Origin of the sequence: Mannheimia haemolytica (assembly GCF_004342115.1) — a bacterium.
In the GTDB taxonomy this organism is placed as follows: domain Bacteria; phylum Pseudomonadota; class Gammaproteobacteria; order Enterobacterales; family Pasteurellaceae; genus Mannheimia; species Mannheimia haemolytica.
Genome location: NZ_SMAC01000003.1, coordinates 1 through 15,961 on the forward strand (window position 1 = coordinate 1; position 15,961 = coordinate 15,961).

Genomic DNA, 15,961 nt, shown 5'->3' on the forward strand with positions numbered 1-15,961 from the left:
ACGCTTTACAAAGCCCCGCAAATTAACGCAGTAGAAGTCTCGACTGGTTATGACGGCAAGCTCTATATCTCCAGTGATATTAGTTCTGGCGACGGTAAGCTAACCTATGATATTAAAATCAACAAAGATGGTAATTTGTATCAGTTCAAGAAAGGATTAGCCGACCCAAATATTGAGTTGAGCGATTTACCGAATGGCGATTACAGCGTGATTATTTACGGCAAAAACGCCAAAGGGCAAATCGTCACCGAAAAAACACAAACCTTTACTATTGATCGACCTCCAGCTCCGACCGGTGTAGTAGTAACAGGTGGATTAGGGCAAATTACCCTCGAATGGGATTGGGTAAATGAAGTCACACAAACCGAAATTTTTGCGGCCGAAACCGATAATTTCGCCCTTGCAAAAAAAATCGCAAAAGTGACCGCTAGAACCTACGCTCACACACTAAAAGGTAACAAGGTTGTACGCTATTATTGGCTACGCCATACCAGAGGCATTAATGTCGGACCGTTTTATCAACAACAGGGGGTAAGAGGACAAACAGCGGTTGATTTGGATGCTCGATTAACCGAATTAAACACTCAGTTATCACGCAATATTGTTAATGAGGTTTTTGATGTTGCTGCACCGGCAAGAGGTTTAGAATTAGTGAAAACAGTCGCTAATTTGACCGACAAAGGTACTAAACTGGCGTCATCTCAAGTTTACAATCAGGCTGACGGCAAGCTCTATACTTGGAACGGTACAGCATACTCAGCTACAGTGGCTGCGGAAGATGTTACCGGCAAATTATCAAAATCTAAAATTGATACGTCCCTTATTTCGCAATTAACAGGTGCAGATAACACCGCAAATTTGGCAAGAAGATTAGCGGAAACAGCTCAAAGCAACATTAACCAAGAGATTACTAACCGACAAGATGCCGTTACTGCCGAAGCAAATAACCGTACTAAAGCCATTCAAGCCGAAAGTGCGAATTTAACGAAAAAAATTCAAGCTGAAGCAACCGCTCGTGGGGCTGCTGTTACACAGTTACAAAATGTTGATGCTCAACAAGCACAACTGATTTCTGCTGTCACAGCAAAAGCTAATAATGCTCTATCAGGCTTGGAAGAGGAAAAAACAGCACGAGCAAACGGCGATAAAGCTGAAGCTCAAGCACGTGAAGCATTAACAGCAAGAATGGGAGCAGCTGAAAGCAATATCGTAACTATTCAACGTACGGTAGCAAATAATGCCCAAAGCATTAGTGAAGTCAGTCAGAATTTAAATGCTAAGATTGATAATATCAATATCGGAGGTCGGAATTTATTAAGAGACAGCGAGTTCAATGCGTACAATAAATGGGGTAGCCCACAAATTGAATTTGCTGAAAATGCAAATCGCCGAACTATCAAAGTAACCTCAACAGGTACTAACGGTCCTGTTGGTATTTGTTCATCTAATCGCCATTCCACATCTTATTTCCAACAAGGAGAAACTTATACACTCTCATTATTTGCTCGAGGAAGTAAGGCACTAGACTATCTCTATCTAATGCGTCAAGATGGGAATAACGTTAGATTACCAGTGATTAACGTTGCCTCTGAAACAGAGTTCAATTATTACAAACTGACGTTCAAAGCACCGTTTACCACACAACAAGGCTATTTCTTAGTTGGTTTTTTCCAATCTACTCCAAATCAATTTGTTGAGTTTCATAGTTTAAAGCTAGAAAAAGGAAACGTAGCGACAGATTGGACACCAGCACCGGAAGATGTGGACAGTGCGGTTAGTGCTGTTTCGGCTGATTTAACGAGTTATAAACAAACTCAAGCGGCTACCGATTCAGCACAAGCACAGCAACTTAATCAGTTATCTGTGAACTTGACCAAAGCAGAGACTAATTTCAACGCCAAAATCACGGAAGAAAAAAAAGCTCGTGTTGATGCAGATAAAGCGAATGCAGAGAGGCTCACAGACATAACAAGCCGTGTTGCAAATGCGGAATCAAATATTACCAATTTCCAATCAACCAAAGCGAATAAAAGTGAGGTGGCAAGTATTGCCCAGCAGAACTTACAGAGCATTTGGCGCACCGATGCGCAAAGTGCGGTGGATGCCTTGAAAATCGGTGGTGCAAATCTACTGGTTGATAGTGAGTATTTGACGACAGCCCGTTGGGGCGGTAGCTCACGAGTGGCAAGCTCGCAATATGGTGATCGTCGCTTGACTCAAGTGTTTGTGACCCAAGCAGGCACAGGGCATTTTGGTGTGACTCAAGGCACACAAAAAGCCACTACGCGTATTCGTCAGGGTGAAACCTATACCTTGTCACTAAATGCGCAGGGGACGGCAGGTTTTACCCGCACAGGGTTAAACTATGTGTACCTTATCCGCGAAGATGGTGGCAATTTTAGATTGCCAACTTTGCCGCTTACTGCATCATTGTCCCAACGCCCTAAAGTGACATTTACTGCGCCGTGGACGAGCAATCAAGTTCGGTTACTGATTGGCGCAAATGGCATATTTGAGGCGACAGACTGGTTCGCATTTCACAGCGTTAAGCTCGAAATGGGTAATGTTGCCACAGGCTGGACACCAACCGCCAAGGATATTGACGACAAAGTATCAGCGGTTCAGTCCAACCTCACCGCTTATCAGGCGGCACAAGCTAAAGCAGATCAAGCCAAAGCTACGCAGATTTCGGGGCTCACAACCCGAATGGGGGCAGCGGAAAGTAACCTCACTCGCACCGAACGGGCAGTGACGGAACTTAATCAGACAACGGTGACGACACTGCGTGATCTAACCGCGCGCACCAAAACAACGGAAGGTTCGCTCTCTCGTTTGGAAACCGCCAAAGCAAATAAAACTGAGGTGGCAAGTATTGCTCAAAGCTCCTTACAGTCAATTTGGAAAGCTGATGCAAAATCTGCCGTTGATTCACTTTCTATCGGTGCAAGGAACTTACTGATAGACAGTACTTACAACCAACACATCAACTACAATACAAAAATGTCATCAATCACACGCACAGTCTATCGCGGCAATATGTTGATACGACTCGGAATGCTTGGTGGCGCAGGTGTGGCCGGTATTGTACAAGCACCAGCCGCTCAAGTAAGTAATATCAGACAGGGTCAAGAGTACACACTTAGCCTGAATGTACAGGGTACAGCCGGCATACAAAAAACGGGGCTCAACTATGTATTCTTGATGCGTGCTGATGGGGCTAATCAACGGTTAGCAACAATACCTGTTATAGCCAGCCTATTAAACAGACCTAAAATAACCTTTACTGCCGAATGGACAAGTGAGCGAGCCTATCTGCTTGTTGGTGTAAATGGTACTTATGAGACCACAGATTGGTTAGCGTTTCACAGCGTCAAACTTGAAAAAGGCAACGTAGCCACAGACTGGACGCCAGCACCTGAAGATGTGGACAGTGCGGTTAGTGCAGTTTCGGCTAAAATTGATACTATTCAGGAGACTTTAGCGAATGCCGACTCTGCATTAAGCTCTCGTATTGATACCGTTACTGCTTCTGTTGGCTCAAACTTGGCAAAAATTACTCAAGTGAGTAATGCTGTAGCCGGTGTAGATGGTAAATTATCGTCTACTCATACCATCAAAACCGAAACCATTGCCGGTGGACGTAAAGCGATTGCCGGTATCGCACTTGGTGCCGCGGCAGACAATCGCAATGCAGAATCCTCTGTCATTGTAATGGCAGACAAATTTGAGGTAGTAAAAAATGCTCAAGACGGCCAACCGGTACGATTGTTTGGTGTGGCTCAAAATAAAGTTGCGATTAATGGGGATTTAATTGCAACAGGTACAATTAAAGGTAGCCACATTGATGCAGACTCAGTAAGAGCCGGAATATTGACGGCGGGAGCTATCCGTACGGAACACTTGGCAGCAGGGCAAATATCGGCGGATAAGTTAGCGATTGGGCTAGGCGGGAATTTGCTGGTTAATCCTATTTTTGCAACACCCGATTTGTCAATAGCTCCGTTTGGCTGGAACTACTGGCGAGGAGAAGTTGGTGATCGGCTAAATATTGACACCCGTAATATTTTCAATAGGAATAAACAAGATAATTACGGACTAAAAAATGGAGGACTACCAAATGAGTTAGTATTTTCGATGCGGTATAGCACTACAAAGGAAACCTCTGATACTGGGCGAATTGGGTGGTTATCTCAGGATATTAATGTTGTGCCTAATAAAAAATATATTGCCTCCGTATGGTTAGCTTGTCATCGTGGGCAAGCTAAATTAGTCATTGAGAATATCGAAAAACCTGGTGGTGCTTACTTAGGTCGGATAGGCAACAGCGAGGTAATTACTGGCTATAGTGCTCATCAAGGCGAATTTAAAAATATGAAACGGGTTAAGGTTGTATTTACTGCACCTACTTCAGGCTGTATTCGTTTCGCATTACGATTAGATAATATTCAAGGTAAAGCTAATCCATTTTTATTTGCTCGTAGACCAATGCTTGAGGAGGCTAGTGATAATGTTACAGATATCACTCAGCCTAGCCCTTGGCAAAATGCCGGTGTAACCGCTATCCACGGTGGCTCAATAGTTACTAATACCGTTACTGCTCAACAAATTGCAGCAAATACCATTACCGCCAACGAAATCGCAGCCGGCACGATTGCAGCTCGAAATATGGCAGCAAACTCGATTAATGCAAGTCATATTGTGGGGAGTTCGATCACTGCGGATAAGCTAAATGTAAACAATTTAGCGGCAATATCGGCAAATCTTGGTAAGGTAACTGCTGGTACAATTACAGGTACGACAATTAGTGGTGGGACAATTTCAGGTACAACAATTACAGGGGGAATAATTAAAGGAGCAAGAATTGAGGGATTAACAGGTAAATTTACTGGAGAACTTGAAATCAACCAATTGATCGGAGGTAATATCTATGAGGCTAAAACTTGGACATCAAAAGCAACAGGGAAAAGTAAAACATATTCAGAAACGAAAAACAGTTTTGCATTAAGTGATACATATTATGAGTATGTATGTCAATTTGTACTACCTGCTACAAAAGCGACGAGAACATTGTATGTTGTCCACACTCCGACAGGAGAGAGTAAAAGCAAAACTTTTTATGGTAGTGGTAGTAATCGGACACCGACAACAATTACATTACCGTCTGTAATTGATATTAGCAATACTATTTCACCTAATGTATCTAACCCATTTAATGATTCTGGGGCAATACTCATTGCTAATACTCAATATGTAGTAACGTGTCGTGCGTGGTGTGCAGGGCGTGGGAGAAGTGCTAAAGTGAATTTTCGAGCAATTATATCATCTACAAATGGTTCATCTTATCAATTATAGGAGGCAAATATGAAAAAAATTATACTACTTACAACAATTATGGTTTCAGCTTGTACAACTCAATATAAGCAAGACTATACAACAAAACCAACCTTTTGTTATCAACTAGCCCCTCAAGAGCAATTACCGGGGAAAAACTGTATTGGCTCAGGAGGGCATTCAGGTTAACAAAGTAATTAAATCCTAATTACACGCTCATCGCCTGTAGGCAATTCAACGGCAAGTTTTAACTTACCGCCCATTGCTTCAATATAGCGTTTGAGCGTGGATAATCTTGGATCGTTATCTTTCTGTTCAAGTTTAGCAATAGCAGGCTGTGAAATACCGAGAGCTGTAGCTAATTGTTGTTGAGAGAGATTTAGCTCTTCTCTTAGTTTTGAAAGTTGTATCTCTCTAATCATTTCTTGAGCCATATCTTCCACTTTTTGGCGGCGTTCAGGAGAGAGTTCATTGAGCATTTGATCTAACGTTTTCATTTTCTTTCTCTAAATTATTTAAATAGGAGGTAAATTCCGCATCAGCAAGAGCGATCATTTTTTCATAGAATCTTTTGTCTTTACCTTTCTCGCCAGCACAAAGTACTATCGCTTGGCGTAAAGGGTCAAAAGCATAAAATGCTCGAATTGGCTTACCTTTGTTTTGAATGCGTAACTCTTTCATATTAGGGAATTTAGACTGATAAACTGTATCAGCATAAGGTCTGCCTAGACTATAACCGAATTTCCGCAGATAGATTAAACAAGCCAAGACACGTTCTTGAGTACTTTCATCTTGTTGACCGAACCATTCATCAAAGCAGTCAGTCGTGATAATAGACCATTCTATAGGGTCTGCCATTTTTGAACCTTTTATAACTTACTATTTATAAATGAAGTATAAATAAAAGGTTATATTATGTAAAGCAATTTACTCTTCCTACTAAGCCGTTTGTATGACTACAAGCGGTCTTTTTTTATCAACAATCCACAAAAGGAAAAATTATGACAACTTTTAACAAAATCTTAAACCCAATGTACTCAACTATCGCAAGTTACTCAACTCAAGATGACGGCTCACTCAATGCTAAGTATGTTGTTGGCACAGGTGATGATACCGATGGCGAGGTAACAAACTTTGTAATCATCACAAGTGAGTACAAATATATTGATGCTCAATCAGCCAAAGCGATTACTGATGCACCGCTAACAAAAGAGGATATTGGCAAAACGCCAACGCAGATTATGTTAGGGCGTATCTATAAGTACTTAAAAGAGACGGGGCAGATTGTGGTGTAATAGTTCTTATAGATTAGAACCGCTTAGGGAAACCAAGCGGTTTTTTTGTACTAGGAGGCACAATGTCTACAGCAACGCTTTCCATTGATAATCCGTATGTTGCAAAATAAGCATTAAAAAACGTTCCGAAACAAATCGCATTTATTTGATAAATAAAGGAATTTTTTAATGAAATTCAATGTTTTTTCGGAACGTTTTATTTATAATAAGCCTTATGCTCACTTAAGTTTGAAATATTTTTTAGAAATATTACCGCTTTTTGTTTTATCAATCATTTTCTTTATCTGTTTTCTGAAAATGGATTGATTTTTCTTTTTTTACATAACATAATGATAATAATTCTCATTAATTTATTTTTTGTTATGTTACCTCGTATTTCCTCTTTTTTAGCTAGCCTTTTTATGGCTTTTTTTCTTTTAGGCTGCTCGGTTTCAACGCAATCCCTTAATGAACAAAACGTGGACTCTATCGGCCAAATTATTGATCTGAATACCAATCAAACGATTTCATTTACTGAACTACTTTCCCGTCTATCTTCTCAAGATTACGTTTTAGTTGGTGAGGAGCATACTCAGTTAATTCACCACCAAATTGAATTGTATTTATTTAATCAACTTACGAAGAAAGCCAAGTTACATTTAATTGCGTTGGAGATGTTAAATGTGGATCAGCAGCCTGCGATTGATCGCATTCAGTTTAACCGACCGGTTAATTTATCAGCCACGGATTTAAGAGAGGCAATTCAATGGCAAAAATGGGATTGGAAGATGTATCAAGATTTAGTGGTAGAGAGCTTAGGTTCAAATAGTCGTGTTATAGCCACTAACTTAACAGATAAAGAGGTTGAAATTTTATTAAATGGGGCGGAGCCATTAAAAGGTTCTGTATCCACTTCCTCTGAAGTTAAGCAAAAGATCGCACAACTGTTGCTGTCAATGAATCACGGAATGCCTTACCCGATGGAAAATATGGTGGCAGTACAACAATTCCGTGATCGCAGAATGGCAGAAAAATTAGTAAAAAATGCGTTATCGACTAGCTTGCTGATTGCAGGTAACCACCACGTTCGCAAAGATCTTGGCGTTCCGTTGCATATTGCGGAATATGACCGAACAAAAAAAGTAGCGGTGCTAATGCTTAAAACAGAGAGAGAAGAAATTACTTCTTCACAGGCAGATTATCTTTGGGTCACTCAATAAGGAGAATTATGAAATTTAATATAATCACACGCATTTTGTTTCCGGTTTTGTGTATGGGAGGATCGCAAACTGCATTGGCAGAGGAAAAGGCGAAAAATATTGCGGAGCTTGATACTGTGACGGTTTATGGCACTGTGGAAAACCCTAATTTTGAGAATTTCAGTAAAGCCGGCTCGGTGAGTTCTCGAGCAATGAATGTGAATGCAATGCAAAGTTTAGATAGTATTGTCCGTTCTGTCGCAGGTGGCTATACCCAAATTGACCCGGGGCAAGGGGGCGTGAGTGTGAATATTCGTAATATGAGTGGTCTTGGTCGGGTAAATACCTTAGTTGATGGCGTGCCACAAACACAGCTTGGTACATCAGCAAACGGCGGTGGTAAGTTCCACACTGATGGTAACGGGCCAATGAGCCAATTCAGCACTTTAATTGATCAAAATTTTTTAACCCGAGTTGATATTGCGAAAGGCTACAACAATGGTGCAGCCGGATTGAATGCTTTAGCCGGTAGTGCTAATTTTAAAACGATTGATGTCGAAGATATTCTACTAGAACAACATAAAGTCGGCGTATTAAGCCGTTTTAATTATGGCAATAATGATCTGTGAAAAAACGGAATGCTTGCACTAGCCGGAAAAGTTGATGTGCTGGAAAGTGGTTCTCTTGGCAGTTTATTGGCTTTTAGCAAAAGTAGTATCAGTCAAAATTATCGCCGAGGTAATGGCACAATGGCAACGGATTCTGCTTATATGCAAGGGTTAAAAAATCACCCTGAATCTTATATGGGAAAAATGGCCTTTAAGCCAAATCAAGATTCAGAGTTTAAATTGTCCGGACGTCAATATAAAAATAGCTTAGTGGGGCGTAATATTGATAGTGTGACCTATTCCTTAGAATCCAGTTACCAGCCTCAATCTGATTGGATTGATCTGAAATTCCTAACAGCAGTAACAGAAACTAAGCAAGATTTCCACGATGATGCAAAACTATGGACATTAGAAGATGCCTCAACCAAAAACAAAATGTGGATGTTTGATTTGAATAACACCAGCCGTTTTGAGTCAGGGAAATTATCAGCATTATTGACTTATGGTATAAATTTAATGCGAAATAAATATTCCCGTGATTTACCGGAAAGTAAGAATAATGATGGAGCGATTAGCAATGCCGCTTTTGGGCCGGCAGGTAAGCAAAATATTGATTCCCTTTACCTAGACACCGAATGGAAATACGGCATTGTCACTTTAAATTCAAGTCTTCACTATTCACGCTATCAGTTAAAAGGATATAAGCCAGAATGCGATAGCGATGATATGGATTATTGTTTCCCTTCTTTTGGGTTTGATGTTAATAAAAAACATTATAAGTTGAATCCTTCTGCCACTTTAGCATTTCAGGTTGCTGATTGGTTTCAACCTTTTGTCAGTTACAAACAAACCTCCCGTTCGCCTAATGTGCAAGAAATGTTTAATACCAGTCGAAATGGCTTGAGTGTGAACCCGTTTTTGAAACCAGAAAGTGCGAAAACCTATGAGATTGGGTTTAATATTCATCAAGATAATGTATTACTCAATAATGATATCTTGGGGCTAAAAGCGGTATATTTTAACTCACGCATTAAAGACTATTTGTATAACCTCTCGTTGTATGGTTGTGGGCCAACAGTATGTCGAAATTCAAGTGATGCTACCAATGCCATACAGTTCCAAATTTATGTGAATCACCCTGAAAAGGTTAAAAATCGAGGTTGGGAAGTTGAGCTGGCTTACGATTCCGATAGCTTTTTTGTCAATGGTAGTTATACCCGAACTGAAAGCACAGCACCCACTTCAAAAGGTGCGACTATTCTTTATGGATTTGGCACTGAAGCTTATACCCAGCTACCAAAAGATTATGCGACTTTGGAGCTAGGGGCTAAATTGCTGGATAAAAAATTAACACTGTCTAGCATTTTTAAATATACAGGCAAAGCGAAACGTGTCGGTATTGATTTAGACGAAGATGGCAACATTATTCACGAGCAGTTACCGAATATTCCGGTGATTATCGATTTATATGCAAATTACAAAGTGAATAAACATTTAACCTTAAAAGCCGGGGTACAAAATGTGATGAACCGAAATTATCTTGATGCCTTAAATGCGTATAACTCTTCCACCGCAGAAGAGTATGACTATGATACAGACACCTATCGTTTCACAAATAGTGCCAGAGGTCGAACTTACACACTAGGGGCAGAGGTGCGTTTCTAGCTTGAAAGTGGCTTATTTTAACCAATAAGCCCTTTTTCTTTCCTGTACTGATGTTGAGATTCAAGGCATAATATCCAGAACGATGAATATTCAGCCGGTGTGTAATATGAAAAAATTTGTGGTTTTAATTTCAGGGAATGGTTCTAACCTACAAGCAATGATTGATGCGCAAAAATCTGCGGATACAAGCGGTCAAATTTGCGGTGTAATTTGCAATAAGGCAGATGCCTATGGGCTGATTCGAGCTAAACAGGCGGGAATCCCGACATTTGTATTTTCTCGTAAAGATTACCAAAGCAATGTGGAAATGGATCTTGCGATTGCCGAACAAATTGAGCAGTTAGGAGCTGAGTTAATTGTATTAGCCGGCTATATGAAAATTTTAACGCCTGAATTTACGCAACATTTTGCTGGCAAAATACTCAATATTCACCCTTCCTTATTACCTAAATACCCAGGGCTAAACACTTATCAAAGAGCGATAGAGGCTGGGGAAAGTGAACACGGCACGACTATTCATTTCGTGAATGAAGAAGTGGATGCTGGTGCGGTGGTATTACAAGCTAAAGTGCCGATTTATCCTGAAGATGAGATTGAAGATGTAATGGCTCGAGTGGTTGAGCAAGAACATCGATATTATCCGTTGGTGATTGAGTGGTTCTGTTCGGGTAGATTAGTTTCTCAGCACGGCAAAGCGTATTTAGACGGTAAACTACTGCCTGCTTGTGGATATGCAGAAGATTAAACGATAGGGTGCATCGCACCCTAACTTTCAGCTAATGCAGGGCAAAGATAATATTGCCCGCTGTGAGGGCAATAGCGACAGCCCATTTTCATTTCATACAGCTCATCTAATAAACAACTTTCTGCAATGGCTTTAGCGGACATTTCAGCAAATTTTTCTCCATTTTTTAGCATTAAGATATGATCGGCTTGATTTATTGCCAATGCAGGATCGTGCAAAATCGCAATGATAGTTAAGCCTTGTTGTTTCAGCTTTTGTAGTAAGGAAAAAAGCTGATATTGGTGATGAATATCCAAATGGTTGGTGGGTTCATCAAGCAAAAGCCAGCTTCCGCTTAAATCGGCATTCGGTTCAGGAACGAGCTGAGCCAGCACTCGAGCAATATGCGCTCGATGTTGTTCTCCACCGGAAAGTTGTATGCTACTTCTTTCTTTTAATGCGGTTAAAGACATTGTTTCCATAGCCCAAGCGGTTATTTTTTCATTAAATTTTGCAAATTCACTTTGGCGATATGGCTCTCTTCCGAGTTGTACCAATTCTTCTACTTTTAAGGGAAAGGCAATTTGGCTCTGTTGGCTGAGCATTGCCCGTTTTTGAGCCAGAGCATATCCGTTTAAGTCTGTTAAGCGTTGATGTTGATAAAATACGGCACTGTTAGTTTGTGCATTATTACCGCTTAAGGCTTTGAGCAAGGTTGTTTTGCCGGCTCCGTTTGGACCGATGATGGCGGTAAATTTTCCTTGTTCAAAGGCAATTTCTTGAATCTCCAGCAACTTTTTTTGTTGATGAACGATGCTTAAATTTTGGCAAGTTAATAAATTGCTCATTAGATATGTTTCCCACTTTTCCATACCATTACTGCAAGGAATGGCGCACCAAATAAGGCGGTAAAAATACCAATCGGGATTTCTGCCGGGGCGGCTAGGGTTCTGGCAAGAGTATCTGCAATCATTAATAAGATTGCACCGCAAACTAAACTATTGAGTAATAAATGGCGGTGGTTACTGCCTCCCAGTAAACGCATTAAATGTGGAATAACCAGCCCGACAAAGCCGATAGCCCCAACACAGGCAACGCTTGTGCCGGTTAATAAGGCAACGTAAAACACAAGACGGCGTTTGACTTTTGCAATGTCAAAACCAATGTATTGTGCATCTTCTTCACCTAATGTTAAGGCGTTTAACGCACGGTGTTCCCGCCAAATAAGTGGGCTACAAATGAAGACAACCGCAGCCATCATTGCCACCATTTGCCAATTCATACCTGCTAAAGATCCCATACTCCAAAAGGTTAAACTACGAAGTTGGTTATCATCGGCAATATAAATCAGTATGCCGGTTAAAGCGCCACTAAATGCAGCTAGAGCAATACCAATTAATAGCATAATGGCGATATGTAGTTGCCCGTTACGTTGAGAAAGTAAATAGAGCATAAAAGTCACCAGCCAGCCCCCTAAAAAGGCGGCAATAGGTAGAGCATAATAGCTGATTGATTCCGGCAGTAGTGGCTGAATCACCACGATATATAATGCCGCAGCCAATGCAGCACCTGAAGAGACACCAATAATCCCCGGATCTACTAACGGATTGCGAAACAGCCCTTGCATTGTTGCTCCGCTAATAGCGAGAGCTGCCCCGATGAATAATGTCCCTAGTAATCGAGGCAGGCGGATTTGCCATAAAATATAGGCTGCACTTTCGCATTCAGCGTTGTTGCAGTGCCAAGCGGATAGGGGTAATGACATCGCCCCTAAATGGGTACAAACCACTAAGCTGATAATTAAAGTGAAAATTAAGGTTAAATGCAGTTTCAAAGCGTATCCGTTATTTTAAACAAGGTTGAATAGTGGTGAGAATTTGGTGTGCATATTGAGCAGTGTAAGGCCCAAATCCCAAGGCATCTAAAATATTGATTGCAAAAACACAGCCTTTTTTGCCCGCTTGTGTATTTGTGAGTTGGGCGTATTGTGGGCTGGATTCTGCTAATTTACTGATCGTTGCAGATTCTTTTGCCTGATTACGGGAGGCTAATAAAATAACATCGGCATTGCTTGCAGCTAAAGCCTCATTGGCGAGTGGCTTATTGCCCTCAGCATTGAAACTATTGTTTAGATTTAACAAGGTTAAGAAATGATCACCCACACTCTTTTTCCCTAGCCCAAAGATACCTTGCGATGCAGTGTCAATCAGCACTAAGACTTCTTTGTCAGTAGAATGTTGGCTACGAATGTCGGCTAATTTTTTTTCATCTGCCAGAATGGTTTCTGTTAATTGTTTTGCCTCTGATTCTGCACCAATCGCCTTGGCAATTTGCTGAATATCCTCACGAATCCCTGCTAAGCTCGGTTTCTCTCCTAAGTGAAGTAATGGAATACCGCTGGCTTTAATTTGCTCAATAACTGCGTTAGGGCCGGCATCAGGGGCTAAAATAATCAAATCTGGGGTTAAAGAGAGAATACCTTCAGCAGAAAGCTGGCGACGATAACCGATTTTAGGTTTTTTCTCCATTATCGTTTGAGGTTTAACTGAAGTGGTATCCACACCGACTAACTTATCAGCTTTTCCTAGTGCTGCGACAATTTCGGAAGCATAGCCCGCAGTTGAAACAATTTTTTCTGCCGCCTTTGTGGTATTTAAACACATTGATAGGGCAATGAAAGAAAAAAGTAAGGTTCTCATTTTATACTCCATTTGATTTTTATCTAAACTTAAATAATAATAATTATTATTTCAATTTTCAATTAAAATGATATAGTGTTAACATTTTTTTAACATTAAACGGATTAAACTAACTAGAGGATCTAAAATATGCAAATAAAGCAAACTGTATTAGCAATAGCGATTACTCCCTTTATTTCTCAACTCTCCTTAGCTCAAGAAACAAAGATTAGTAGCATTGAACTAGATACTATTGAAGTAAATGAGCAGCAGGAGAACCTACTTAAACAGCAAGCGGTGATGAGCAATGAAGATTTAGTACGTTATAGTACTGATATGGGCGTTCCGCAAACAGGCCGCTTTGGCCCACAAGGGTTTAATATCCGTGGTGTTGAAGGTAATCAAGTGGCAGTAACAGTTGATGGCATATCGCAAGCAGCATCAAATAACTATGCCACCTTTAGTCGCTATAGTTACTACAATAAATCTCGCCCTGAAATCGATACTGAATTAATGAGCGATGTAACCATTGAAAAAGGCTCAAGCACAAAAGTAGGCAATGGGGCATTAGGCGGCTCTGTGAACTATAAAACTAAAACCGTAAGTGATATTTTAATGAAAGGTCGCCAATTTGGTGGGATGTTGAAATATACCTATAACGGTCAAAATAAAGAGAATATTGAGACGGCAGGTATTGCTGCGGATGGTCAATATGCGGATGCTTTGGTTATGTATAGCCACCGTCAAGGACACGAAACACAAACAACGTCTAAAGGTCCGGATATTATGGGAAGTGGTCGTGGTTTACCAAATCCTTACAAAAATAATCAATACAGCTACTTGGCAAAATTAGGGCTAAAATGGAATGATGAAAATCGCCTTGAATTAAAAACTTCTAAGCAACGCAGTAAAAACGCCGGTCAAGAGCTTTCTTATTCTACCGTCACATTACGTGATTTTTTGGATGTGCAGGAAATTGAAACTTATGGCGTTACTTATTTATACACTCCAAAAAACAGTATTCTTGAAAATATTAAAGTTGCGGTAACCAAACAGGATACTGAAATTTCAGGTATTAACGATCAAATCACTATTGCCCGTGGTACAAAAACAGATAATACCAAACGGGCTTTTAATACTAAAAATGTTGAAGGTAGCTTAGGTGTTACATTCAAGCCTGTTGATCTAGGTAATACCGAACATAAATTGTCAACGGAATTAGGCTATGGTGTATCTGATTTCAGTTTTGATATGCAAACCTATACAGCAGGTATTACGCCAACCGATCAAAATATGCAGTCTCCGGCAAAAACCAAGTCTTTCCATATTTTGATGGGAGACTCTATTTTACTGACACAAAATCTATCTGCTCATTTAAATGCTCGATATGAGCAGTCGAAATTACATTCTGATGATAATAGTTTGTCAGATAAAACCTTTAACAATTGGGCGGGAGATATTGGTTTAAATTATCAGCTCTCTCCTGTATGGCAAATTGGCTATAAACTCAGCCGTGGTTTTAGAACACCTACCGCAAGTGAAATGTTCTTTAACCGTGAAGTTCAAGGGCGTGGAGCAAGCCAAACTTTCTTAGCAAATACTAACTTAAAACCGGAAACAAGCTTAGGTAATGAAATTTCACTGGTAGGTAATGGTTCATTAGGTAGCTTGAGCGTAGCCGCTTACCATACCCACTATAGAAATCTGATTGATCTTGCCACTATTGGTAACAATATTTACCAATCGCAAAATGTTAACCGAGCTAAAATCAAAGGTGTTGATATTAACGGAACTTTAGACTTAAACACAGCGTGGAATGCAATTCCACAAGGCTTTGAGCTTAATGGTGGATTTGGTTATGCTCGTGGCAAACGTAATGATGGTACCGACTTACTCACGGTTCAACCGTTAAAAGCATTGTTCGGCATAGGTTATCGAGCTGTGAACAATGACTGGGCGATACACCTAAACGGCACATACACACAAGGCAAAAAAGCAAAATATGCACAACAGTATGCTATTTTAGCCAATACTGGGTATTTAAGTTACGATAAATCATTAACCACTTACCCATACTTAAGTAATTCAGCCACCGTATTTGACTTAGTTGCACACAAAAAGTTTGGAGAAAGAGCGATTGTTAAAGTTGGGGTTTATAATCTCTTTAATAAAAAATATTGGACTTGGGATAGTTTAAGAACTATTGGTATAACTAGTCCTGGAGTTGCCAACAGTATAACTGGCGAAGGCTTAAATCGTTACCTTGCTCCAGAGCGCTATGTAATGGCATCAGTGGAGTTTAAATTTTAGAGATAAGCATTAAATGTAAGAGTTAATTTTTACGTACTTATTTCTTTATAGTAATAAACAAGCGGTTAATTTTGGCCCATTTTTTGTAAAAAATTAAACAAATTTAACCGCTTGTTTCTGGATAGTAGATAAAAACAAAATGCTTTCCTATCTGCAATAAACAGCTATTAAA

General features: G+C 40.1%; 13 protein-coding genes. 8 read left to right on the forward strand and 5 right to left on the reverse strand.

What is annotated here, in order from left to right; all coding sequences use genetic code 11:
• A partial coding sequence (locus EDC41_RS13770; RefSeq protein WP_243642642.1) for a phage tail tip fiber protein occupies positions 1-5,352 on the forward strand: 5,352 nt, incomplete at its 5' end.
• Between the two features lie 9 nt (positions 5,353-5,361).
• On the forward strand, positions 5,362-5,520 hold the full coding sequence (locus EDC41_RS13485) for a hypothetical protein (RefSeq protein WP_006247809.1): 159 nt from the start codon (positions 5,362-5,364) through the stop codon (positions 5,518-5,520).
• Between the two features lie 8 nt (positions 5,521-5,528).
• On the opposite strand, the gene EDC41_RS01415 is transcribed toward EDC41_RS13485, so the two are convergent.
• Positions 5,529-5,828, reverse strand: a complete 300-nt coding sequence (locus EDC41_RS01415; RefSeq protein WP_006247810.1) for a helix-turn-helix domain-containing protein — start codon at positions 5,826-5,828, stop codon at positions 5,529-5,531.
• Positions 5,800-6,189: a type II toxin-antitoxin system RelE/ParE family toxin gene (locus tag EDC41_RS01420; protein WP_006247811.1), complete on the reverse strand. Its 390-nt coding sequence runs from the start codon at positions 6,187-6,189 to the stop codon at positions 5,800-5,802. The genes EDC41_RS01415 and EDC41_RS01420 overlap by 29 nt, the downstream gene beginning before the upstream one ends.
• Positions 6,190-6,332: 143 nt before the next feature.
• On the opposite strand from EDC41_RS01420, the gene EDC41_RS01425 reads away from it, so the two are divergent.
• From EDC41_RS01425 to purN, 5 genes are all read left to right on the forward strand, one after another.
• Positions 6,333-6,626 (forward strand): hypothetical protein, encoded by a 294-nt coding sequence (locus EDC41_RS01425; RefSeq protein WP_006247812.1) that lies wholly within the window; start codon positions 6,333-6,335, stop codon positions 6,624-6,626.
• Between the two features lie 401 nt (positions 6,627-7,027).
• Positions 7,028-7,825: a ChaN family lipoprotein gene (locus EDC41_RS01430; RefSeq protein WP_006253747.1), complete on the forward strand. Its 798-nt coding sequence runs from the start codon at positions 7,028-7,030 to the stop codon at positions 7,823-7,825.
• An 8-nt stretch (positions 7,826-7,833) separates the two neighbouring features.
• The gene (locus tag EDC41_RS13775) at positions 7,834-8,433 is read left to right on the forward strand and encodes a TonB-dependent receptor plug domain-containing protein (RefSeq protein WP_041447974.1); all 600 of its coding nucleotides are present in this window, start codon (positions 7,834-7,836) and stop codon (positions 8,431-8,433) included.
• A 9-nt stretch (positions 8,434-8,442) separates the two neighbouring features.
• A complete protein-coding gene (locus EDC41_RS01440) occupies positions 8,443-10,077 on the forward strand; it encodes a TonB-dependent receptor domain-containing protein (RefSeq protein ID WP_235658928.1) in 1,635 nt (544 codons plus the stop codon).
• 106 nt (positions 10,078-10,183) lie between these two features.
• Positions 10,184-10,822, forward strand: coding sequence for a phosphoribosylglycinamide formyltransferase (purN, locus tag EDC41_RS01445; RefSeq protein WP_015587131.1), 639 nt, complete (start codon positions 10,184-10,186; stop codon positions 10,820-10,822).
• A gap of 20 nt (positions 10,823-10,842) precedes the next feature.
• Here the strand turns inward: purN and EDC41_RS01450 are convergent, their stop codons facing one another.
• Genes EDC41_RS01450 through EDC41_RS01460 form a run of 3 tightly spaced genes read right to left on the reverse strand, consistent with a single transcriptional unit; the run spans position 10,843 to position 13,500 of the window.
• Entirely contained in the window at positions 10,843-11,649 is an 807-nt protein-coding gene (locus tag EDC41_RS01450) for an ABC transporter ATP-binding protein (RefSeq protein ID WP_006249912.1), read from the reverse strand.
• Positions 11,649-12,635 carry a FecCD family ABC transporter permease gene (locus EDC41_RS01455; protein WP_006252138.1) on the reverse strand — a complete coding sequence of 329 codons (987 nt, stop codon included), beginning with the start codon at positions 12,633-12,635 and terminating at the stop codon, positions 11,649-11,651. Before EDC41_RS01455 ends, EDC41_RS01450 begins: the two co-directional genes overlap by 1 nt.
• Before the next feature lie 10 nt (positions 12,636-12,645).
• Positions 12,646-13,500: a heme/hemin ABC transporter substrate-binding protein gene (locus EDC41_RS01460; RefSeq protein WP_006249914.1), complete on the reverse strand. Its 855-nt coding sequence runs from the start codon at positions 13,498-13,500 to the stop codon at positions 12,646-12,648.
• A gap of 129 nt (positions 13,501-13,629) precedes the next feature.
• Between EDC41_RS01460 and EDC41_RS01465 the strand changes: the two genes are divergently transcribed.
• Positions 13,630-15,789 (forward strand): TonB-dependent hemoglobin/transferrin/lactoferrin family receptor, encoded by a 2,160-nt coding sequence (locus EDC41_RS01465; RefSeq protein ID WP_006249915.1) that lies wholly within the window; start codon positions 13,630-13,632, stop codon positions 15,787-15,789.
• Positions 15,790-15,961 lie beyond the last annotated feature (172 nt).

Coding starts and splice junctions, on each gene's coding strand:
- EDC41_RS01425 (WP_006247812.1), top strand. CDS start 6,333: ATGACAACTTTTAACAAAATCTTAAACCCAATGTACTCAACTATCGCA.
- EDC41_RS01420 (WP_006247811.1), bottom strand. CDS start 6,189: ATGGCAGACCCTATAGAATGGTCTATTATCACGACTGACTGCTTTGAT.
- EDC41_RS01415 (WP_006247810.1), bottom strand. CDS start 5,828: ATGAAAACGTTAGATCAAATGCTCAATGAACTCTCTCCTGAACGCCGC.
- EDC41_RS01430 (WP_006253747.1), top strand. CDS start 7,028: ATGGCTTTTTTTCTTTTAGGCTGCTCGGTTTCAACGCAATCCCTTAAT.
- EDC41_RS13485 (WP_006247809.1), top strand. CDS start 5,362: ATGAAAAAAATTATACTACTTACAACAATTATGGTTTCAGCTTGTACA.
- EDC41_RS13775 (WP_041447974.1), top strand. CDS start 7,834: ATGAAATTTAATATAATCACACGCATTTTGTTTCCGGTTTTGTGTATG.
- purN (WP_015587131.1), top strand. CDS start 10,184: ATGAAAAAATTTGTGGTTTTAATTTCAGGGAATGGTTCTAACCTACAA.
- EDC41_RS01460 (WP_006249914.1), bottom strand. CDS start 13,500: ATGAGAACCTTACTTTTTTCTTTCATTGCCCTATCAATGTGTTTAAAT.
- EDC41_RS01450 (WP_006249912.1), bottom strand. CDS start 11,649: ATGAGCAATTTATTAACTTGCCAAAATTTAAGCATCGTTCATCAACAA.
- EDC41_RS01465 (WP_006249915.1), top strand. CDS start 13,630: ATGCAAATAAAGCAAACTGTATTAGCAATAGCGATTACTCCCTTTATT.
- EDC41_RS01440 (WP_235658928.1), top strand. CDS start 8,443: ATGCTTGCACTAGCCGGAAAAGTTGATGTGCTGGAAAGTGGTTCTCTT.